We start from the raw sequence: 22,017 nt of genomic DNA on the forward strand, positions 1-22,017 counted from the left end.
TGAAACCTTGTTTTTAAACTGATAATAATTACCATCTGAATCTGTGACATCAAAAACTAAATAACTAATGTCAATACCAAAATATTTAATATCTTTATTCATAACAAATTATTTTTTTGAAAGGACAACTACGCGAGTTTCAACGACTTAAAATCGAGGTCTTAAAGCCTCACAGAACTGTTCGAAATCTGTGTAGAAAAGAGAGGGGATTTACAATGTTGACGAGATCTGTAGTCTCTCCGTATAAATTAACCTTATTCCTCTCTTTTGTGCTTTCTGTTTTATATGTTTAAATTAGTCTTTTTTATTTAAATGCTAACTTAAGCCGTATAAAAATAATTGCGGTTTAGTGCTTAAACAAAGGTCGTTGCGTGTTTGTAACGTCTGATTTTCCTTCGGAAAATCCTCGCATACAAACCCGCAACTATTCTTATACATAAACGTTGCCATTCATGGTTCACTCAGCTCTAAAAAAATATAAAAACGAGACTCAAAGTGGTTTAAAAACATATTCCTAAAAACCTTACTCAACCGACTTTTGACAATTCAAAACGCAACTGTTGCGTGCGACTGACTTTACTCGTGCTCGAAAAACTCTCAGTTTTCTAAATTTAATCGCATATTTTCCGTAAAATAAGTCCGACAAAAAAAAACACGCATGGCAACATTGTATAAAAATAATGCTTAGTTTAGTACCTAATCAAGAGTAAATGCAAGTTTGCTTGCTTATGATTTTCCTTCGGAAAATCCACGCACACAAACATCGCACTATTCTTACACGTAAGCGTTAGGCAACATTAGAAAAATGAAACAAACATTAATGCTTCTTATTGGAATTTTAGTTTCCACAACAGCTTTTTCACAGAATAAAGCGACTGAATTATATACTTCTGGAAACTCGAATTTCAAATCGGGAAATTTTCAAGAAGCCATTTCAAATTATACTGAATTGATGGAAATAGTCGACGAAAAAAGTGTCCGAAAAACTTGTTTCATAAATCGTGGACTTTCGTACGATCGCATTAAAAAATATGATTTAGCAATTTCTGACTTTACAGAAGCAATTAAACTAGACAGTACTGATATGGCTTCATTCATTGACAGAGGACTTTCTTTAATGCACGCTGGAAAATTAGAAAGAGCAAAAGAGGATTATAATTATGTTGTTCTAAAGAACAATAACAATGGAATGATGGAAGCATCTCTTTATTGGCTCTCGCGAATTAATTACTCTCAAGGAAAATTTGAAGATGTAATTAAGAATTGTGATAAATATTTTACCATAAATCCAAAAGACCCAGAATTGTATTTCATTCGCGGAACTGCAAATGATATGTTGCGGAATTTTGAGCAATCAATAATTGATTATTCAAAAGCAATTGAATTGAAACCAAATTATGTGGAATCTATCGCGAATCGTGGAACTGCCAAAGTAAATCTTCTGACTGAAAACGGAAATTTGCAACCGAGTAAAAAAGAAACAAAAAGTGCGTGTAAAGATTTAAAGAAAGCGAAAGAATTAGGAGATAATGCTGTCGAGGATTTGATTTACATTTATTGTGGTAGAAAAGAAAAAAAGAAACAGAATTAATAACGTAGCCTAACACCGCGTATAATTAATTGCTTGTTTTAAGACTACTTACGAACATTCCTGCGGAATATTCTATCTGTGATTTATTTGCTAACTTAGTTCCTTAAATCACGCAACTAACCATACAAAATCACGTTGTATGTCATTAACAAAAAAAAGATATAATGGATAGAAAAGAAATGTTGACTTTCCATTCTGGAATACCTTCAAATGATGGCAACATTACAACACCTGAGAGCGAAAAATTTACTAGAAAATTCGTTAGTGATTTGGGCTTAAAAGTCTTTAGTGGATGTTGGAGTACAATTGATTTATCTTCTCCCAAAGTTGAAGAGTTTATTGATAAAGTAAAACTCCATCAAAAAAACGGTGAAGCTGATTTTGTTACAACTTGTTTTTTGAACCAAAGTATTACTGAACCTTCTGAATGGTATCAATTAGCATCAAGAAATAGTGATTTTGATTCAATATCATATACAAGATATAATAATATTCAAGGATTTTCTATAAAGGCTTATAAAATCCCTTCAAACCTAAATGTATTTAATTTCGGACATCATCAATTTGTATCTGAAAAGTTTGTAAACCTTGTTTATAAAAATAATTTAAAAGGTATAGATTTTATTTGGGTAAAAGATACCGGAAAATATAAAGCAAAACAATGGTATATACCAGTGCCAAGTGCCACTTTAGGTAGAGGTATTGATCACTCTTGGTTTGATTCTTCTAAATTAAAAGGTTCTGATGCTTGGCAATCTAAAGATAAAAATTGGAGAACAGGAGTATTTAATTTTTATGATAAACAGATTCATAAAAATATTGATTTAGGCACTACTCATAATAAGATATTAAATATATTTAGTACTTCTGAATTAATTATTCATGCTAATCATCAATATCTTAGAGAGTTTCTTCCAAATACAGACTTTGCATTTAATTGGAAGTCTGAAGATGTTATCACTAAAGAAGGTCATATATATAAAAGTAGAGGTCTTTGTCTAAACGATAAAACAGTATCTTTTTTAATTGAAAATGACATTATTACTAAAGATGATATTACCCCAATTCAAATAGTCGACTCTATTACAGATAAAAGAGCAATACTTGATGTAAATAAAAATTATCCATCAGCATTTTATACAAAGGATGATCTTACTGCTTTAAAAGGTCCTATTGGAAAAGAGTTTGAGGAGTTTAAAAAACAAGAAAGACCAAAAAAAATTATTAAATTTAGAGAATCCATTTCATTATTAAGAAAAGTAAAAAAAGACAGACCTGAAGATTTTGAAAAAGGCACAAAGGGTTTAGAAGAAATTCTAAAAGAAAAATTTATACCTAATGAATACCGTGAAGTTTTAAAAATAACTAATGGTTGTCATCTTGATGCAGAATGTTCGCTTATAACAAAAGAAGAATATTATTCATTTAATGAAGAGAAAGCATTAATTATGGAAGACTTAAACCCTTCTTTCGAGAAAAAACTATCTTATATTGGGTATAGTATTAATGGAGACTGGTATGCAATTAATAATAATCAAAATTCAGAAGAATGGGGTAGTGTGTATAGAATAAGTCACGAAGACCTTAGTATTGAATATAAATGGTCTAACCTAGGTGAATTAATATATGACATCATAGATGGGTTTTATGATTAGAAAATAACGCCATACAGCAAAACCTATAATTAATGCGGGGTTTGGTGCTTGATATAAAGGTTAGTGTGTTTTTACTAAGTCCGCCAAAGCTTTTGATTTAGCTTTAGATTGAAAAAGGTAAAACAAAATAAAAAGTTTTGGCTAAGTGCGTAACTATAAAGGTTAGTATTTTTAATTCCCGCACTAACCATAGCTCAAACGTTGTACCTAATTTGATAAAAATCTTGAAAAGAACAATTTACATACTGATTTTTGGAGTTTTATTTGGTTGTTCTGACAAACCGAAAAAACTACAAATCGACCGAATGAAAATGGACATAGAAATCTATTTGGAGTTTGAACCTGGTGGATATTTCATTTCTTGGAATGACACTTTAGGCTCTGAATTTAACTCTGAGTGGAATTATTTACAAAAAAGACCTTACGAACTTTACTGTCATGTTTTTAATAAGGAAAAAGACACTCTAGGGTACTATAGAGGATTAAGTAGTCCTAGACAATTCACTTATTTTCAAACTAAAGAAAATACAGATTCAATAATTGACTTGGAATTTTCAGTCGGAATTAATCACTTTTCGGAATTTCTCGCAGAACAATCTGAAGATTATATAAATAATTTTAATAAAAAAAATGAGGAAAGAATCGAATTTAAACCAATTCGTGTTGATTTAAAAACTGACTTGAAAAAGAAACTGGAAATCGAATTAGTAAATGAAAAAAACTAGGCACAACATTGTATATAAAAAAATGCTATTTTGTGCTTAACCAATGTTAGTTGCTAGCATCTGATTTTCCTTCGGAAAATCCAAGCACACAAACATCGCACTATTCTTATGTGTAACCGTTGGTATCCATGGCTCATTCGGCTCCCTGCATTGTAACATATTAATGTTTTGCTCTACTAATACCTTGAACAATTACTTATAAGAAATGAAAAAGAATAATGGAACGACCTTTATGGTAATAGGATTGATGTTTACAACTCTTGGATTAACAATTTTGAACGAATGTAAAACTTTACAATATAGTGCTGTAATTCTTGGAGTTACATTAACAATATATAGTGTATTCATATCAGATAAATGGAAGAAAAACCAAAAAAACATGAAAAATAAAAATTGTTCAAAATAATAAAATAAATACATCAAAACGATTAATAATAACTGAAATGAATTTCCTCTAACTGTGAGGAAAACCCCAGAGTCACCGCATTCCGTTAAGAATGTAAACGAAACGAAAAGCCTTTGCCTGATTAGTGTAGAAATGAGACAATAATTTTAAAAAAGCGTTCTAATTATGTACTCAATCATAAAATAAAAGTAGGAGTAACCCAAATTATCCAACCCAACCAAGCTCAACTTTAGTATCTTGCCTTAATAAAATATTATTATGAAAATAAACTTATTGTCTTGTGATGCTCAAAGACCAGATAGAAGAGCGATAGCTAAATGCATTGTAGAGATTTCAACAGGGATAGATAATGGTTTGGCAAATGAACTTACGGACATCCTTTTGGAAGGTGATCCTGTAGATATTGAGCTGGACGATAAAAACACAGGTTCTGCTTTACGTGCTTTGCGAAAGCTTGATATTGACTACGAAATTGTAGAATAATTTTAATAGGTTTTCTAGAGCTAGAAATCTAATGTTTTTTGTTTAATTTTGGTGTTAATTATTTGTTAATCAGGGTTTTGTTAAATTTGGTTAAAAAGGTTAAAACCATTTTAAATAGCATTTCAATCATGAAAAAAAAAGTTTGCTTTGTTTTAAATAACAAATAAATTTTTAATTATGAAAAAAGTATTACTCGTTGCTGCGATGGCAGTTTTTGGGTTAACACAAGTTACCGCTCAAGATGTTCAATTTGGTGCTAAATTAGGATTGAATTTTGCTTCAATCACCGGAGATAATACCGATGGGTTTGACACGGTAACGTCTTTTAATTACGGACTTGTGGCTGAGGTGCCACTTTCGGAAAAATTCTCCTTTCAACCTGAGGTTTTATATTCTGGTCAGGGTTTTTCTTTGGGATCTGATGAATCTGATACGGTTCAGTTAGATTATCTAACCGTGCCGTTAATGGGGAAGTATTACTTAACTAAAGGCTTAAGTTTAGAAGCCGGACCGCAAGTAGGTTTTTTAGTTTCTGCTAAGCAAGACGATACTAATCTAAAAGATAGTTACAAAGGTTTAGATTTAGGTGTCAACTTTGGATTGGGCTATAAATTAGACAACGGACTTAATTTTTCAGCACGCTATAATTTAGGCTTATCAGATGTTAATGATATCGATAGCTTTAATGACAAATATAAAAACGGAGTTATGCAAGTGTCTATTGGTTACTTCTTTTTCTAAAACAACAGCATAAATTAAGATATTTAAAACCGAGGCCTAGTGTTTCGGTTTTTTTAGTTTTAGCCGTGTAGTAAATAGCCCCATTTTAAATGCTTGCGCTTGTCTAATCGGGAAAGGGTTTTTAAAAATATCATAGCCGTTATTAAGGCATCGCCACTAGCAGTATGTCTATCCACTTTAGGTACGTTAAGTTCCTTACATAAATCGTCTAACGAATAATGTTTTTGCAAGGTATCTTGATATATTTTATGTTTAGATTTTTTGAAGAGCACGCCGGTATCAATAAACTTATTTTTTAGTTTTCCTAAACCGTTACGTAGCATCATTTCATTCATCATGTTTTTATCAAAACCAGCATGGTGAGCCACAAGTACACTATTTTGAATGTATTCTAAAAATGCTTTAATAGCTTCTAGCTCGGTTACTTTTTCATAATCTCCGTTTTTCATGAGACCATGAATTTTTACAGTTTCAGATTTAAAAATATCCTGATGTATATAAAGCTCAAAACTATTACTTACAGGTATAGTTTTGTGAACAATAGATACCGCACCAATAGATAGTACGCGATCTTCCTTTTTATCAAAACCTGTAGTTTCTGTATCAAAAGCCACAAAGCGCGTATCCTCAATTAGACCTTTAGCTTTCTTTTTAAAACGCTCTAAATAGGCCAAATAAAATTCGGGATAATTGTCTTGTTTCTTATTAAACCAATTAAATTCCATTTTAGATAAAGTTTTTTAAATCGAAACGTAATTTTAAAGTCTCTTGTATATCGTGTATGGGTTTAAAACAGCGCTTTAATTTTAGTTTTTCTTCCTTAGTTAAAGTTTCTAGTTTTATAAACTTCCCGGAGTTGTTGTGCAGTAAACCTTGTTTGGTTTTAAATTTAGATAAAGCCTTAAAAGCATAAGCGCAAGACTCGTAAAGTTCTTTGTTGTTCGGGTCTATTTCTGCCATTTTTTCGTAGCGCTCGTAAGTGTTGTTTACGTTTTTAATTTGATTGCTTAGCACCAGTAAACGTGCAGCATCAATTAAAGGCATTAAACCGCGACTTTTAATGTTAAACAAATCTTTTTGATCACCATTTTGTTCAACCAAAAATTGTTTAAAAATACCAAGAGGCGTAGGGCTTTTAATAGCTTCGCTACCCAAGAATTTATAGAAAAGACTCGATCCGCCTAAGGCTTCAAAAATACTTTCCGATAAGGTGTCTACTAATTTTTCATTACCATAAACACGAGAGTAATCAAAGAAAATAGAGGATAATAAAATGGCTTTATCATCTGGACTTAAAATCCAATTCTGAAATTGTGTTTTCCATTTAGAAATCGATTTACACCATTCCGGGTTAACCGCCATCATATCTGCTTCGCAATATTCAAAACCAATTTTATTAAGCGATTTGGTTACGTATTTAGCCAGTTGTAAAAAGTAAGCCTGAGTTTCTTCATACTTATCTTCAGGAACATCTTCAAACACCAAAGCATTGTCTTGATCTGTAAACAGTAGCTGTTCTCTTCTGCCTTGGCTACCTAAGGCTAGCCAAGAAAAAGCAACTGGAGGCTCGGTTGGCATTTTCTTTAAAGCAATTTCAATAGCACGAATGGTTACGGCATCATTAATTTCCGAAATAACATTGATAATATGTGTTAACGGAATATTTTGTTCTAAATAACTTTTAAGTAAAGTGTTTGCTTTTAAGCGCGCTATGCGTAGTTTTTTGGTACGGTTGGCGCGTTTTATTTCTTTTAAAATTACCGAAGGTGTGTTTCCTAAAGTCACTAAAACATCATGGTGGGTAAGTACACCAATTAGGCGCGAGTTTACCGTACCATCTTTGGTGATACATAAATGCCCAATGCTGTTTTTAATCATTTTTAGTTGGCCATCGGCAACCGTTAAATCTTTTTTAGCTGTAATTACCGGCGAACTCATAATATTAGTAACCGCTGTGGTAATCGGGAATTTACCCGTTGCAATTTTATTTTTTATATCGCTATTGGTAATAATACCAACAGGTTTTTTATTGTCTACAACAATAATACAGCCAATTTTATGGGTACACATTAGGCTAGCAGCCTCCTGCAACGTAGATGTTTTTGGGCAGGTAATTGGTGTTTTTGTATAGTTTGCGGTTTGGAAATTTACAATGTCTTGCGAGGTGTTTGGCAAGTAATCTTTGAAAATAGCATTGTTTTCCTCGGTAGTGTAAGAATCGTACGCATTTGTTGCAAAAGCCGTAATAAGGTATTTGTAAACCTTAGCATTATTTTCTGTGGCACTTTTGAAATTTTTAATAGGCAAGGCGTAAATAATAGTTTCCTCGTTTGCCGTAGCCGTTAATTTGTAATTTTCGCGCGCAATAAGTGGGCGCACGCCAAAAATATCGCCAGTATCATTAATAGTAACCAACTCTTGCGTGTCGTTTTCTGTATGAAACAAGCTAATAGCACCCGCACGCACAATATAGAAATACTCGTTTGCTGGTTGGTCTGCCTTAAACAAAGTGTCACCTTTTTCCAGATACACAATAACAACCTCCTCTGCAATTTCTAAAAGCTTTTTAAACTTTATTAAATCGAAGGGCGGATAAATTTTTAAGAAATCGCAAACACGTTCAGCAATCGAGTTTTTCATAAGTTTGTTTTCGGTGTAAAAATTATATTAATTTAAAATCTAAAAGTAATTCACCTTCAATCGATGCTTGTAAATGGTCACCTTTTACATTAAGTCCAACACCAGCTGCAGGTGTGCCAGTAAAAATAATATCACCTTCTTTTAAGGTCATAAAACTCGATACGTACGCTATAATTTCAGCAAAATTATAAATCATAAAATCGGTGTTTCCAACCTGTTTTTGTTCACCATTAATAACTAAATCGAAATTAATATCGTTTAAATCCGGGAAGTTAGCAACAGGCTTAAAACCCGAAATAGGTGATGCGCCATCAAAACCTTTAGCTAAAGCCCAAGGCCCTTTATTTTCGCGGCTTGCAGCAAGTACATCTTTGGCTGTGTAATCAATACCAACAGCAATTTCCGAAATGTAACCGTTAGCATCTTCCAAGCTAATATCTTTACCCGTTTTTCCAATTTTTATTACCAACTCTAGCTCGTAAGCCAATTGGTTTGTAATTGCCGGGAAAACAACATCCGCATTACCCGTTACAACGCTACTATCTGGCTTTGTGAAAATAACCTGTTTACCCGTTTTAATGGCGCTAATTTCAGACTTATCGTTCACATAATTTTTTCCAATTCCAATAACTTTCATCTACTTAGTTTTATAGTTTATAATCAAATTTTAAGAGAAAATAAAAGTAGTAAATAAGCTATTTAAAAAAGTGCTTTTCCTCGAAAATAATTTGGGCGTTACCACAAGGGTCGGGCTTTCAGCAGTCGCTTTTTTGTGTTGCATAGGTACAACCACACAAAAAGAGCTCCAACAAATGCTTCAATCCCTAACGCGGGCTAGTCTGTTAAAGTAAAACTTAGAACCCGATGTAAAGTAAATATGTTAGGTTGTTGTTAAAAAAAGCAAATGAAAATATGTCATAATCTCTACATGTGGTATCTTTATTGACTTGTATTCTCAATATACTAAAAATTCTCATGCAACACCTTAAAGAATCCGCATCACCCAAAGATAAAACAAAACAAAAAGTCACGATGGCTCAAGCCTTTAAAACCATTATTTGGCCACGTCGGAAATTGGTTTTATTAGGGTTATTATTAATAGTAATTCGCAGTTTGGCGGGTTTAGTATTGCCATGGCAAAGTAAAGTATTGCTAGACGATGTTGTACCAAGCAAAGATATCTCGATGTTGTACAATTTAATAGGTATTGTTATTGCGGCCATTACAGTACAGGCGGTAACCTCGTTTTTACTAACACAAATTTTAAGCGTACAAGCCCAATATTTAATAAGCGAATTACGAGCTCAAGTACAGAAAAAAGTACTTTCTCTACCTATTAGCTTTTTCGATAACACCAAATCTGGTGCTTTAGTATCTCGAATAATGAGCGATGTAGAAGGTGTGCGTAATTTAATCGGGACTGGTTTAGTGCAGCTTGTTGGCGGATCGTTTACGGCTATTGTTTCTTTAGTGATATTAATAGATTTAAACCCATGGATGACGCTTTTTGTGTTTGTTCCTTTATCCATTTTTGGATATATCGCGCTTAGAGCCTTTAAATATATTCGTCCTATTTTTAGAAAACGCGGAAAAATTAACGCTGAGGTAAAAGGTAGACTTACCGAAACACTTGCTGGTGTGCGCGTAATAAAAGCCTTTAATGCCGAAGAGCAAGAAAATATTGTTTTTGAAGAAGGCGTTGATAAATTATTTCAGAATGTAAAAAAGAGTTTAACCGCAACCGCTTTAATGACGAGTTCTTCTACTTTTTTAATAGGTGTAGCCACTACAGGTATTATGGGGATTGGTGGTTATTATATGATTTTAGGAGAAATGACTACTGGGGAGTTTCTTTTCTTCACCTTAGTCCTTGGTTTTATGATTGCCCCAATTGTGCAAATGAGTAATATTGGTAGCCAACTTACCGAAGCTCTGGCTGGTTTAGATCGAACAGAAGAGCTTATGAATATGACGGCCGAAGAAGATAACGAAGCCCGAACCATAGAGCTTAACACATTAAAAGGTGATATAGAATTTAAAGATGTAACATTCTCTTACGAGGAAGGAAAAGATGTCTTGCATAATATTAATTTTAAAGCGCCGGCAGGTTCGGTAACGGCTTTAGTAGGGAGTTCTGGTTCGGGTAAATCGACTATAGCAGGACTTTCAGCAACGTTTTTAACGCCTCAAAAAGGTAAAGTTACTATTGATAATCAAGATTTATCTAAAGTAAGGTTAAGTAGTTATCGCCAGCATTTAGGTGTGGTTCTGCAAGATGAATTTTTGTTTGAAGGTAGCATAAGGCAAAACATTATGTTCCCGAGACCAAACGCTACAGAAGCCGAATTACAAAATGCTGTAAAAGCAGCTTATGTTAATGAGTTTACGGATAGATTTGACGACGGATTAGAAACATTAATAGGGGAGCGTGGTGTAAAACTTTCTGGCGGACAACGTCAACGTTTGGCTATTGCGCGTGCTATCCTTGCAAACCCGAAGGTTATTATTTTGGACGAAGCGACCTCGAGTTTAGATACTGAAAGTGAAGCTTTAATTCAGAAGAGTTTATCAGAATTAATAAAAGATAGAACCACTATAGTTATTGCACACCGTTTAAGTACAATTCGTAAAGCCGATCAAATTTTGGTTATCGAAGCTGGCCATGTTGTAGAACGCGGCACGCACGATGAACTGATTGCTTTAGGTGCACGTTATTATGATTTATACACATATCAAGCAAAAATTTAATACATGAAAGTAACCGATTTAAGAACAACCGAGTATAACGAGTTTTACGCAGGCTACATAGGTAAGGTGCCAAAAACCTGGACTTTAAAAAAAGGTTTTGATTTAGGGAAAACCGAAGTCGTTGAGTTTTTTAAGACTGTCCCAAGTGATAAGTTAGAGTATCGTTATGCCGAAAATAAATGGACTGTAAAAGAAGTGTTTCAGCATATTATAGATACCGAGCGTGTTATGGGGTATCGTTGTTTTAGAATGGCTCGTCACGATGCTACGGCTATGGCAGGTTTTGAGCAGGACGATTATATTAAGCCTTCTAAAGCTAATCAAAAATCTATGGATATCTTGGTTGATGAGTATTTAAGCGTTCGCCAAAGTACAAATGCTTTAATACAGAGTTTAAGCGACGAAGATCTAGAATTTGTAGGGAATGCTAACGGAGCGGCGATGTCGTCAAGAGCAGTCGCCTTTATGATCTTAGGACACGAAATCTGGCATATTGATATCATAAAAGCGTTGTATTTGTAATTCAAAATATCAATTTTAAGACACTTTCTTCTTTTTAGTGTTTTGGAGTGTGCATTGTGGAGGTTTAAGTTTAATTTAAAGCCTTTTTTAAGCGATTTAAGACACTTTTTGGAAATTAACAAATGTTAATAATTATTACGTGAAGTCGATAAACTGCATTTAAAATGCCATTTTAATTTGTATATTTGTTTGTATTCAAAAGGATGCTCTATAGCATCTTTTTTTATGCTAATGAAATACTGATTCTTTTTACATGGCGTAAACTAGAATATTAGATTTTCATTAATCCTGTATAAAAAGCAGGGTCTCATATTAATAATAAAATAATATCAATTCATAATTTATGAGCGAAGAAAAAGAAGAGTTTAACAAGCACAATTATTCTGCCGATAGCATTCAAGCTTTAGAAGGTATGGAGCACGTGCGTATGCGTCCGTCGATGTATATTGGCGACGTTGGTGTACGTGGTTTACACCATTTAGTTTACGAGGTTGTCGATAACTCGATTGATGAGGCTTTAGCCGGACATTGTAACAATATTACAGTAATTATCAACGAAGATAACTCGATTACTACTGAAGATGATGGTCGTGGTATTCCTGTAGATTTACACAAAAAAGAAGGCGTTTCGGCTCTAGAAGTTGTAATGACTAAAATTGGTGCTGGTGGTAAATTCGATAAAGATTCTTATAAGGTTTCTGGTGGATTGCACGGTGTTGGTGTAAGTTGTGTAAATGCTCTATCTGCACACTTAAAAGCTACAGTTTATAGAAATGGAGAAGTTTGGGAGCAAGAGTATGAGCGCGGTAAAGCCTTATATCCTGTTAAGAAAATAGGAGAAACTGATAAACGTGGTACTATTGTTACGTTTAGACCAGATGAAACTATTTTTCAACAAACTTTAGAGTATAGTTATGATACTTTAGCAAGTCGTTTACGTGAGTTAGCTTACCTTAATAAAGGTATTACAATTCATTTAGTTGATAGAAGAACTAAAAAAGAAGACGGTGAGTTTGAGGGTGAAACGTTTCATTCTGAAGAAGGTTTAAAAGAGTTTATCAAGTATTTAGATGCCACTCGTGAGCCTTTAATGAAAGATGTTATCGCTTTTGAAGGTGAGAAAAATGGTGTGCCTGTTGAGGTTGCTATGATTTATAATACATCGTACGCAGAGAATTTACATTCTTACGTAAATAATATTAATACACATGAAGGTGGAACACACCTTTCTGGTTTCCGTCGTGGTTTAACTCATACCCTTAAAAAGTATGCAGATGAATCTGGATTATTAAAAAACTTGAAGTTTGATATTGCTGGTGATGATTTCCGTGAAGGACTTACCGCTATTATTTCTGTAAAAGTACAGGAACCTCAGTTTGAAGGGCAAACCAAAACAAAATTAGGTAACCGTGAAGTTTCTGCATCTGTAAGTCAAGCAGTGTCAGAAATGCTTACTGATTACTTAGAAGAACATCCAGATGATGCTAAAATCATTGTTCAAAAAGTAATTTTAGCTGCACAAGCACGTCACGCCGCTCAAAAGGCTCGTGATATGGTACAACGTAAAACGGTAATGAGTATTGGTGGTTTACCTGGTAAACTATCCGATTGTTCTGAGCAAGATCCTACAAAATGCGAAGTATTCCTTGTAGAGGGAGATTCGGCAGGTGGTACGGCTAAGCAAGGTCGTGATAGAGCGTTTCAAGCTATTCTTCCACTTCGTGGTAAAATATTAAACGTTGAAAAAGCCATGGTTCACAAGGTTTTTGAAAACGAAGAGATAAAAAATATCTTTACAGCACTTGGTGTAACTATTGGTACTGAAGAAGATAGTAAAGCTTTAAATCTTTCAAAATTACGTTACCATAAAGTAGTGATTATGTGTGATGCCGATATCGATGGTAGTCACATTGCTACTTTAATTTTAACGTTCTTCTTTAGATACATGAAGGAGCTTATTGAAAACGGACATATCTACATTGCAACACCGCCATTATACTTAGTAAAACGTGGTGCTAAAAAACAATATGCATGGTCTGATGCTGAGCGTGATACTATTGTTTCAGAATTTGGAGATGGATCTAAAATACAACGTTATAAAGGTCTTGGAGAGATGAACGCAGAACAACTTTGGGATACAACTATGAATCCTGAATTTAGAACGATGCGTTTAGTTCAAATTGAAAACGGAACAGAAGCCGATAGAGTTTTCTCTATGTTAATGGGTGATGAAGTACCGCCTCGTAGAGAGTTTATTGAGAAAAATGCTATTTACGCAAATATTGACGCGTAAAACATATTCATTTTATATACAAAAGCGCCTGTCTAAATTGAGACAGGCGCTTTTTCTTTGGCTATTAATGTAGGACTAATTTGGGGCAAAGTTTTATAATATACTTATTCTAGAATAACCCCAAGCCAGCTCTTACGCTTGGTGTGCTTACTCTAACTCTTGTATTAACTGTACTTCTGTTATTATATCTATTATTGTAATAGTTGTTGCTATAACCATAGTAGTAAAAAGAAGCATGATGATAATAATGATCGCTATGGTGACAATGGCTGTCGCAATATTCGTAATGGCTTGCGTAAGCATCTTTTTTGCCCTTCATGTAAGCGCGGTACGCTTTTTTGTCGTTTCGTTTTAGGTTCTTTTCATAGGTTTTTTGATCTTCCCAAAAAATTTCATCATCAGCTTTTGAATCAGCTGTAAATTGTTGTTCGTATTTGGCATCTTCTAATGCACGTTTTTGGTAATACGATTTTTTATCTATTCTTTCGTCTTGAGAAACTTCTGCTTCTTGACTATATGTTGCAAAAGAACTTCCTATAATTATTGCGAATACTAATGTTTTAAATAATGTCATCTCTTTAAAATTTAAATTACTAATTAAGCTTTTAATAAGCCTTCATTAATAAGACACTTAGTATATAGTTTACCCTATAGTTTTTTAATTTTTTTTTAATAATAATATATAGAACAAAAAAAGAACACCCTTAGGTGCTCTTTTATCGTTATAAAAACTAATTCAAAATTTTTAATTTTTATATATAAATACTGAAGAAGCAGAAGCTAAACTATTGTTAACAGTAGGTGTTATGTTTCCTCCAGAACCAATGTTGTTAAACGCTAAAATTCTACCACCACCGTTACCAGCCTCGGCAATAAATACGGTTTGGGTAGTAGCATCGTAAGCCACGTCTACGGGATTGCCTAAAAGTGTAGCGGTTCCAGATACTCGTGTTTGTTGAGATGCAGATAAGGTTGCGCCATTGGCAGTATCGTTAAATTTACTTGTAAAGTCTTCTATGATGTGAAATGCACCATCGTCTTGACCGTTAGTGGCATCTGCAATATCCGTCATTACCATAACATCAGAAGCGCTATCGTATGTTAAACCATGTGTTCTAACAATGCCTTCTATTGCTATTCTTTTAGAAGCACTTAAGGTTTCGTCACTTGTGTTAGCTGTAAAATTCGTAAAAACAGCAAGTTCATTTGTTGCATCAACTACAGCATACAAATCGTTGTTTTTAAAAGTAATACCCCAAAGTTTAAAATCGGTAGTAATAGTATTTCTTAGGGTGAAAGAATTTCCGTTGCGTGTATAGATAAATAATTTACCATCTGGTGTAGTTGCGTCTCCATCTACGTCAGCATTATCTGCAACAACATAAGTGTTTCCGTTAACGGCAAGTTCTCTTGGACTCGTCATATCCATAGTTCCGTTAATGTCTGCGTTAATTGTAGCGTTATCTAAAAGGTTAGAAATGTTTAAAAAACCTTCAAGACCTAAACCAGAACGGGAAGCTTGAATTACGGCATCGGAATCGCTATCAAAATAGATGCCATCGGCAGCTGTAGATGTTGTAATTAGTGTTTTTGTTGTAATGTTTGCTGAATTGGTAACATCATATCTAGTAATGTTACCATCGGAATTGTTCGATGCGTAAACTGTTGTAGAACTAGCAGATTCCATTTCCGTATTGTTATCGTCATCATTACTACATGAGAATGCCAATATTGAGGTTAAAACTAGAGTTGCTAAAAATCTGTTTGAATGTAATTTTTTCATAATATTTGTGTTTTTTCGTTGTTAGCAATACCTACGAAATTATAACCAAGTCGGTTTTATTTTTTTTCAAAATTAATTTCAGGTGTTAAAATACTACATCATATTATGATTCTATTGAGGGTTTAAGAGTTAATCAGTTTTTTTTGTTAGGTTTTATTTGCCACCATTTGCTTGTAAATCGGCAATACACTGTGCATCTAGTTGAGGTGCAGTGCTCATACCTGCCATATCGCTTAGGTTTGCTGCAGATTCTGATGCCCAATACATTAAGCAGTTTTCTATATCACAATGTTTTGGGTGTTCTTCATCTTCATGCTGGCTTTGCAGCGGTGTGCCTAAATTTGTGAGTCCTAATATATGTCCGAATTCATGGTTAATTACTGTCGTTTCTAGTAGCGTTCTGTCCGGTTCAAATGGACTGTTACTAAAGCTTTCTACTGTTTCTTGGTAAATAACAAAAGAGGTATTCCAGTAAGCTGTTCCTAACACAACGGTGTTGTTTTTTTCGGAATCATTATCAGATTTTCCATCAGAAAAATAAGCCCAAACCGCAATTTGGTTACTTGTGTTGTAGTGTGTTCTGTGTTCAGTTTCTATGTTGGCAATGTCTTCTAAGCTATAAGTGGTTTTTCCAGGTGAAGGAATTGCTCTTTTTTCAACAGTAATACCATTTGGTTTATAGGTTCGGTTTTCTAGAAAAGTAGTGAAATTGTTTAAAGCACTTTCCGTAGGTTCAAAACCTTCTACGTAAACGACTTCAATAATCATACTTGTAAAAGTGTCGTCTGATAGTAAATCGTGAGCAGAACTACCTGTGGTTTGTCGGTTTAATACTTTTGATACAGTATTATCTGTATCATTGTCTGCTTCAGATTCATCTTTAGAACATGAACTTATTATCAAGAGGAATAGAAAGGGTATTAATATTTTAAACTTCATTATATTTTGTTTTTATTTTATAAAACAGCTGCCTATAAATAGACAGCTGCTTTTACCATAACTTACGGAACAAATGCTAAACTAGTTTTTAAATTTGAGTTAAAACTAATGTAATAGCTGAATTTGTTGAGCTTTGCAGAGAGATAGAACTTTGAGAATAACTTGTAACTTCCCAAGTATTATTTAATAATTCGAAAGATGTGTTTCCTGTAAAAGTTAAATTTAAAAATACTTCAAGCTCAGATGCTACGGTATAAGTGCCTTCAATGTCGTTAATGGTTGTGTTCACTGTGTTTTCTGCTGTACAACTTAAGTCGTTTGCGAAATCGATAGTGTAATCGGCATAGTCATTTGCGGTGTTAACACTAGCAGAGATAAAAGATTCTACTTTAAAAACGCCATCAACTAAAATGCTTTCTAAGGTGTCTGCATTTTCTTCTGCTTCTTCCATAGCTTCATCATTTTCTAAACAATTTGTAATTGCAGTTTGTAAATCTGCATCGCTACTAAGTTCAATTACGGTATTACTTTCTCCAGTTAATGTTGCGGTAATAGGGTAGTTTATTGAAAATAAAGCATCGTCGTCAAAATTATTCATGTAAGTGTATAATTGTTGTTCAGACTCTACAACAACGCTTCCGGTTTGTTCTGCGCTTAAATCGTAAGTTAAAATTGTAATAGGGAAATCTATGTTTATACAGTTTATAGCGTCTTCAGCTTCGTTTTCGGCTGTTTCACAAGCATCAATAAGTGCATCGTATTCGGTTTGATTTGCTACTTGTACTTCAGTATAGTTGCTCAGCTTAACTGTTAAAGGGAATTGAAATTCAATGCTGTCATCATCATTTGTAAACTGTCCTAAAATATTTAAAACAAGTTGGTAATCTGCTTGACTAATTAAAGTAATTTCTGTGTTATTAATTGTTGCAGTTAAAGGAAATAAAATAGAAGAACAAGATACACCATCTAAAAAATCATCAAAACTACCATCGTACATAGACGAGCGTTCTAAGTTATTTGCTGTAGGTGATGTTGCAGAATTTGTATTTGGGTTTTGTCCGTTTTCGTTATCAATTTCATCTTGACAAGATGTGAAACTCATAATTGATGTTAGTAGGATTGCTGTTAATAATTTTAAATTTTTCATGTTTTTAATTTTTAGGGTTTTTATAATTTTCTTTTTCACAGCCGTTTTTTTCGCCGTTCTGTAATTAAGACCCTTAGATTTAAGTTTACCCTACGATTTTTTAAAAATATTTTAAATTAAATGTAAGTTGCTGTTTGCCAGCGTGTATTGTTGTTGGTTTTTTTGTTATATTTTTACCGCATATCAATTTGTATAAACTTTATGAATAGCCCCAAGCATAAACTTTGCGAAGAATCTCATTTCAACACCTTTTACACAAAACATATTCAGGCCGCAAGTAATTTTGCCTTTTATAAGTGTGGAGATGGTGATGCATCTTTAGATTATGTACAAGATGCATTTGCTAAAATTTGGGAAAATTGTTCTAAAATAGATTTTTCTAAAGCTAAAACGTATCTGTTTACCACGGTTAATAATTTATTTTTAAATACTATTCGACACCAAAAGGTGGTGCTAAATTATGCAAAAGAATCGCCATATTTAGATGAAACCAATTTGAACCCAGAATATTTAATGGAAGAAGATGAGTTTAAGCAAAAACTTATGTTGGTTATCGAGAACTTAAGCCCGGAACAACGCGAGGTTTTTTTATTGAATAGAATAGAAGATAAAAAATATAGAGAGATAGCCGAATTGCTAGATATATCTCAAAAAACAGTTGAAAAACGAATGTCGGCAGCTTTAAAAATATTAAGGAGTAAAATTGAAGACTTAAAAATTTGATTTTTTAATAGGGTAAATAAATAATAAGGTGTCTTATAGTTGTATAGCGTAAAAGATGAATAAAGAAAACGACATATTAAAATGGTTTGAAGGTGAAATGTCTTTGGAAGATATTAAGAACAAATATCCTTCGGAAGATTTTTCAACTCTAGAAAAAATGGGCTTCTATTCTAAGCAGATTGAAGTGCCAAAAATAGATGCAGAACAAGCTCTGGCAGATTTTAAGAAAAGATCATTTAAAAAAGAAGAGACCAAGGTTATTCCTTTAAACTTTAAAACGTTTATGAAGGTTGCTGCTGTATTGGTTGTGCTATTAACATCATCTTACTTTTTGTTTTTTAATAATACCGCATCTTATTCAACTGAAATTGCTCAAACCGAAACCCTGCAATTACCCGATAATTCTGAAGTGATACTGAATGCACAATCGGAGTTAGCCTTCAATAAAAAAGAATGGAAACAAAATAGAAGTTTAACCCTAAAAGGTGAAGCTTTTTTTAAAGTAACAAAAGGAGAGAAATTTACTGTAAATACCGATGCTGGAAGTATTCAGGTTTTAGGAACGCAATTTAATGTTAAGGAACGCGATAATTATTTTGAAGTACAATGCTACGAAGGTTCTGTAAGTGTTACACATAAAAATAATAAAACCATTTTAACTCCAGGAAAATCTGTTAGGGTTGTTAATGGAAAATTTATAGAGGTTAAGCCTTTTAATACTGAAAATCCAGCTTGGTTGGCTAAAGAATCTAGTTTTAGTGAGGTGCCGCTGTGGCAAGTGATAAACGAGCTGGAAGTTCAGTATGATATTGTTATCGATGCTAATAAAATCGATACAGAACAAATGTTTTCTGGAACTTTTACACACGCTGATAAAAACATTGCGCTTCAATCTGTAACTATTCCACTTAAATTGAGTTACGCTATAACGGGGAAAAACGTTGAGTTTTATAACTATGAATCTAACTAAAGTTTGTGTCGTTTTAATTTTATTCAGTGGTTTCTTTTCTTTCGGATTTCAATTTCAAGATAAGAAGCCGTTAATAGATGTTATTCCGGAAATTGAAACCAGATTTGATGTTAAGTTTTCGTATTCGGTAACAGATGTGGATCAGGTTTTTGTTGAAGCTATTATGGATTCAGAATCTCTTCAATTTATAATAAACAGGTTAAATGCGACTACCAGTTTAAATTTCAAATTACTTAGTGAGCGGTATATTACCATTTCTACCATCGAGAAAACTATTGCGATTTGTGGTATTTTAATGGATAACGTAGAGCAGTTGCCTTTGCTTGGAGCTTCCGTGGTAATTAATAATAGATCCAAAGGTGTTATTACGGATATAGAAGGTCGATTTCAGTTAAGTAATATTCCCATTAATGAAACTATAGAAATTCGTTTTTTAGGGTTTAAATCTTTAACCTTTAAAGCTAGTGAATTGAGATCTATAGATGGTTTTTGTAAAACCATAATTATGGAAGAAGAAAACCAAGCGCTTAATAAAATATTAATATCTAAGTTTTTAACAACAGGTTTGCAGAAACGTATTGATGGAAGTACGGTTTTAAATACGGCTAAATTTGGAGTTTTACCAGGATTAACAGATCCGGATGTGTTGCAGTCTATACAGGCATTACCTGGTGTAGAAAGCGTAAATGAAAGTATTGCCAATATTAATGTGCGTGGTGGTACAAACGACCAGAATTTAATACTTTGGGATGGTATTAAAATGTATCATTCAGGACACTTTTTTGGTTTAATATCTGCTTACAATCCATATTTAACAAATCAAGTCGTGGTTACTAAAAATGGAACGCCAAGTGAGTTTAGTGATGGTGTTTCTAGTACCATTAATATGTCTACTAAAAATGAAATAAACAATACATTTTCTGGAGGTTTTGGAGCTAATTTAATGCATGCCGATGTGTTTTTAGAAATACCTATTAGTGAAAAGTTGGCTTTGCATGTTTCTGGTAGACGCTCGTTTACCGATGTTTTTAATTCACCAACTTATGATAATTATTTTGAACGTAGTTTTCAGGATAGTGAGTTAACAACTAATAGTGATAACATAAGTGAAGGTAACCGAAGTTCAGATTTTTTCTTTTACGATTATACGGCAAAATTATTGTTCGATTTAAATGAAAATCATCAGTTTCGTGCAAACGTAATTGGTATTAATAATAATTTAGATTATACAGAGGTATATACAGATAATGATGATAATGTAAATTCTAAAACCAGTAATTTACAGCAAGATAATATTGGTTTTGGTGGAAGTTGGAATGCTACCTGGAATGATAGGTTCACGACAGAAACCTCTGTTTTTTATTCAAACTACAATGTAGACGCTACAGATAATAGAATTGAAACGAACCAACAGCTTACTCAAGCAAACGAAGTATTAGAAACCGGTTTTAAGCTGAATACAAAGTATAAAATCAATAAATATTTGCACTTTTTAAACGGTTATCAATTTAGTGAAATTGGTATTCTAAATGAAACCACGGTAAGTGCACCATCTTATGAGAAAACTAAAAAAGATGTTCTTCTAAATCATGCCTTGTTTAGTGAAATTGAATTTAATAAAAATAAGACGTATTTACGAATAGGTGTAAGAGGGAATTATTTTCAGAAATTTAATAAACTCATTATTGAGCCGCGATTAAATTTTAGGCAAAAACTATCACAACAAATAGCATTTAAACTTCAAGGCGAATTTAAAAATCAATCTGCAAATCAAATTATTGATTTTCAGGACGATTTTTTAGGTGTTGAAAATAGAAGATGGATTTTGGCTAACGAAAATGATATTCCAATATCTGAAAGTAAACAAGTGTCTTTAGGTTTCGAGTTTAATAAAAATAACTGGTTAATGGATATTGAAGGCTTCTATAAACAAGTTGATGGTATTACGGCTTCAAACCAAGGGTTTTATAATAATTTTCAGTTTGTTAACGCTACGGGAAACTATACGGCAAAAGGTGCTGAGTTTTTAATTAATAAAACAGCCAATAAGTATAGTACTTGGCTTAGTTATACTTACAGTCAAAATAATTATAAATTTAAAAGTTTTAGTCCTTCTGTATTTCCTAATAATGTAGATATACGGCATTCGGTATCACTAGCTGTAAATTATAGTGTTTTAAAGCAGTTAGAACTATCTGTTGGTGGTATGTGGCGTTCAGGCCAGCCGTACACCAAACCTGTTGAAGGAGATGAGACGGTTAGGGATGGAAATGATGTTTTGGTTAATTATAGTGATCCAAACAGTTCTAATCTTGATGATTTTATAAGATTAGATGCTTCCGTAAATTATACATTCCGAGTTACAGAAACTGTGCATGGCGCTTTAAGAGCAGGTGTATTTAATGTAATAGGCACGCAAAATGTTATAAATAGGTATTATGAAGTTAACCCAGAAGACTCTAATAGTGCTATTCAAATAGATAACAAATCCCTTGATTCAACTCCTAATTTAAGTCTTAGATTCAATTTTTAATCCGATAAAAAACATAATATATTCGATTAAATACATTTTTTACCGCTTAAATGTTGCGTAATGTAAAAATAAGTGTATCTTTGCTTCAGCTAAGACAGTGATTATAAAAACTTTAGCG

General features: G+C 33.2%; 18 protein-coding genes and 1 pseudogene. 11 read left to right on the forward strand and 8 right to left on the reverse strand.

The features are described from left to right. Positions 1 to 102: pseudogene (locus tag V6246_RS18475) on the reverse strand (IS110 family transposase); the annotation flags it as partial. A 703-nt stretch (positions 103 to 805) separates the two neighbouring features. Between V6246_RS18475 and V6246_RS16565 the strand changes: the two are divergent. The 5 genes from V6246_RS16565 (at position 806) to V6246_RS16585 (ending at position 5,601) form a co-directional block, all read left to right on the forward strand. Further along, on the forward strand, positions 806 to 1,591 hold the full coding sequence (locus tag V6246_RS16565) for a tetratricopeptide repeat protein (protein WP_341561601.1): 786 nt from the start codon (positions 806 to 808) through the stop codon (positions 1,589 to 1,591). 164 nt (positions 1,592 to 1,755) lie between these two features. Continuing rightward, positions 1,756 to 3,246, forward strand: coding sequence for an SMI1/KNR4 family protein (locus V6246_RS16570; protein ID WP_341561602.1), 1,491 nt, complete (start codon positions 1,756 to 1,758; stop codon positions 3,244 to 3,246). A gap of 224 nt (positions 3,247 to 3,470) precedes the next feature. Beyond that, positions 3,471 to 3,971 (forward strand): hypothetical protein, encoded by a 501-nt coding sequence (locus tag V6246_RS16575; protein ID WP_341561603.1) that lies wholly within the window; start codon positions 3,471 to 3,473, stop codon positions 3,969 to 3,971. Between the two features lie 664 nt (positions 3,972 to 4,635). Continuing rightward, a complete protein-coding gene (locus V6246_RS16580) occupies positions 4,636 to 4,860 on the forward strand; it encodes a hypothetical protein (RefSeq protein ID WP_133965327.1) in 225 nt (74 codons plus the stop codon). A gap of 177 nt (positions 4,861 to 5,037) precedes the next feature. After that, positions 5,038 to 5,601 carry a porin family protein gene (locus V6246_RS16585; protein WP_341561604.1) on the forward strand — a complete coding sequence of 188 codons (564 nt, stop codon included), beginning with the start codon at positions 5,038 to 5,040 and terminating at the stop codon, positions 5,599 to 5,601. A 59-nt stretch (positions 5,602 to 5,660) separates the two neighbouring features. Here V6246_RS16585 and V6246_RS16590 read toward each other — a convergent pair whose 3' ends face one another. From V6246_RS16590 to V6246_RS16600, 3 genes are read right to left on the reverse strand one after another with little or no spacing between them, the layout of a single operon-like run. Continuing rightward, the gene (locus V6246_RS16590) at positions 5,661 to 6,326 is read right to left on the reverse strand and encodes a 3'-5' exonuclease (protein ID WP_341561605.1); all 666 of its coding nucleotides are present in this window, start codon (positions 6,324 to 6,326) and stop codon (positions 5,661 to 5,663) included. A 1-nt stretch (position 6,327) separates the two neighbouring features. After that, positions 6,328 to 8,241: a DUF294 nucleotidyltransferase-like domain-containing protein gene (locus V6246_RS16595; protein WP_341561606.1), complete on the reverse strand. Its 1,914-nt coding sequence runs from the start codon at positions 8,239 to 8,241 to the stop codon at positions 6,328 to 6,330. Between the two features lie 22 nt (positions 8,242 to 8,263). Beyond that, the gene (locus V6246_RS16600) at positions 8,264 to 8,878 is read right to left on the reverse strand and encodes a fumarylacetoacetate hydrolase family protein (protein ID WP_341561607.1); all 615 of its coding nucleotides are present in this window, start codon (positions 8,876 to 8,878) and stop codon (positions 8,264 to 8,266) included. Positions 8,879 to 9,216: 338 nt separating this feature from the next. Between V6246_RS16600 and V6246_RS16605 the strand changes: the two genes are divergently transcribed. The 3 genes from V6246_RS16605 to gyrB all read left to right on the forward strand — a co-directional run bounded on the left by V6246_RS16605 (position 9,217) and on the right by gyrB (position 13,804). After that, complete coding sequence (locus V6246_RS16605) at positions 9,217 to 10,989, forward strand: ABC transporter ATP-binding protein (RefSeq protein WP_341561608.1); 1,773 nt, start codon at positions 9,217 to 9,219, stop codon at positions 10,987 to 10,989. Positions 10,990 to 10,992: 3 nt separating this feature from the next. Continuing rightward, complete coding sequence (locus tag V6246_RS16610; protein WP_341561609.1) at positions 10,993 to 11,511, forward strand: DinB family protein; 519 nt, start codon at positions 10,993 to 10,995, stop codon at positions 11,509 to 11,511. Between the two features lie 343 nt (positions 11,512 to 11,854). Next, positions 11,855 to 13,804 (forward strand): DNA topoisomerase (ATP-hydrolyzing) subunit B, encoded by a 1,950-nt coding sequence (gyrB, locus tag V6246_RS16615; RefSeq protein ID WP_341561610.1) that lies wholly within the window; start codon positions 11,855 to 11,857, stop codon positions 13,802 to 13,804. Between the two features lie 109 nt (positions 13,805 to 13,913). Here gyrB and V6246_RS16620 read toward each other — a convergent pair whose 3' ends face one another. From V6246_RS16620 to V6246_RS16635, 4 genes are all read right to left on the reverse strand, one after another. After that, the gene (locus tag V6246_RS16620) at positions 13,914 to 14,378 is read right to left on the reverse strand and encodes a hypothetical protein (RefSeq protein ID WP_341561611.1); all 465 of its coding nucleotides are present in this window, start codon (positions 14,376 to 14,378) and stop codon (positions 13,914 to 13,916) included. 171 nt (positions 14,379 to 14,549) lie between these two features. Then, complete coding sequence (locus V6246_RS16625) at positions 14,550 to 15,587, reverse strand: hypothetical protein (RefSeq protein WP_341561612.1); 1,038 nt, start codon at positions 15,585 to 15,587, stop codon at positions 14,550 to 14,552. A gap of 153 nt (positions 15,588 to 15,740) precedes the next feature. After that, positions 15,741 to 16,526 carry a membrane metalloprotease gene (locus tag V6246_RS16630; protein WP_341561613.1) on the reverse strand — a complete coding sequence of 262 codons (786 nt, stop codon included), beginning with the start codon at positions 16,524 to 16,526 and terminating at the stop codon, positions 15,741 to 15,743. 88 nt (positions 16,527 to 16,614) lie between these two features. Then, entirely contained in the window at positions 16,615 to 17,673 is a 1,059-nt protein-coding gene (locus V6246_RS16635; protein WP_341561614.1) for a hypothetical protein, read from the reverse strand. Between the two features lie 201 nt (positions 17,674 to 17,874). On the opposite strand from V6246_RS16635, the gene V6246_RS16640 reads away from it, so the two are divergent. The 3 genes from V6246_RS16640 to V6246_RS16650 are packed head-to-tail and all read left to right on the forward strand — an operon-like array spanning position 17,875 to position 21,899. Beyond that, a complete protein-coding gene (locus tag V6246_RS16640; protein ID WP_341561615.1) occupies positions 17,875 to 18,396 on the forward strand; it encodes an RNA polymerase sigma factor in 522 nt (173 codons plus the stop codon). Positions 18,397 to 18,451: 55 nt separating this feature from the next. Then, on the forward strand, positions 18,452 to 19,366 hold the full coding sequence (locus V6246_RS16645) for a FecR family protein (RefSeq protein WP_341561616.1): 915 nt from the start codon (positions 18,452 to 18,454) through the stop codon (positions 19,364 to 19,366). Further along, on the forward strand, positions 19,353 to 21,899 hold the full coding sequence (locus V6246_RS16650; RefSeq protein ID WP_341561617.1) for a TonB-dependent receptor plug domain-containing protein: 2,547 nt from the start codon (positions 19,353 to 19,355) through the stop codon (positions 21,897 to 21,899). Before V6246_RS16645 ends, V6246_RS16650 begins: the two co-directional genes overlap by 14 nt. Positions 21,900 to 22,017: the final 118 nt, after the last annotated feature.

Source organism: Algibacter sp. TI.3.09 (assembly GCF_038154905.1).
Classification (GTDB): domain Bacteria; phylum Bacteroidota; class Bacteroidia; order Flavobacteriales; family Flavobacteriaceae; genus Algibacter.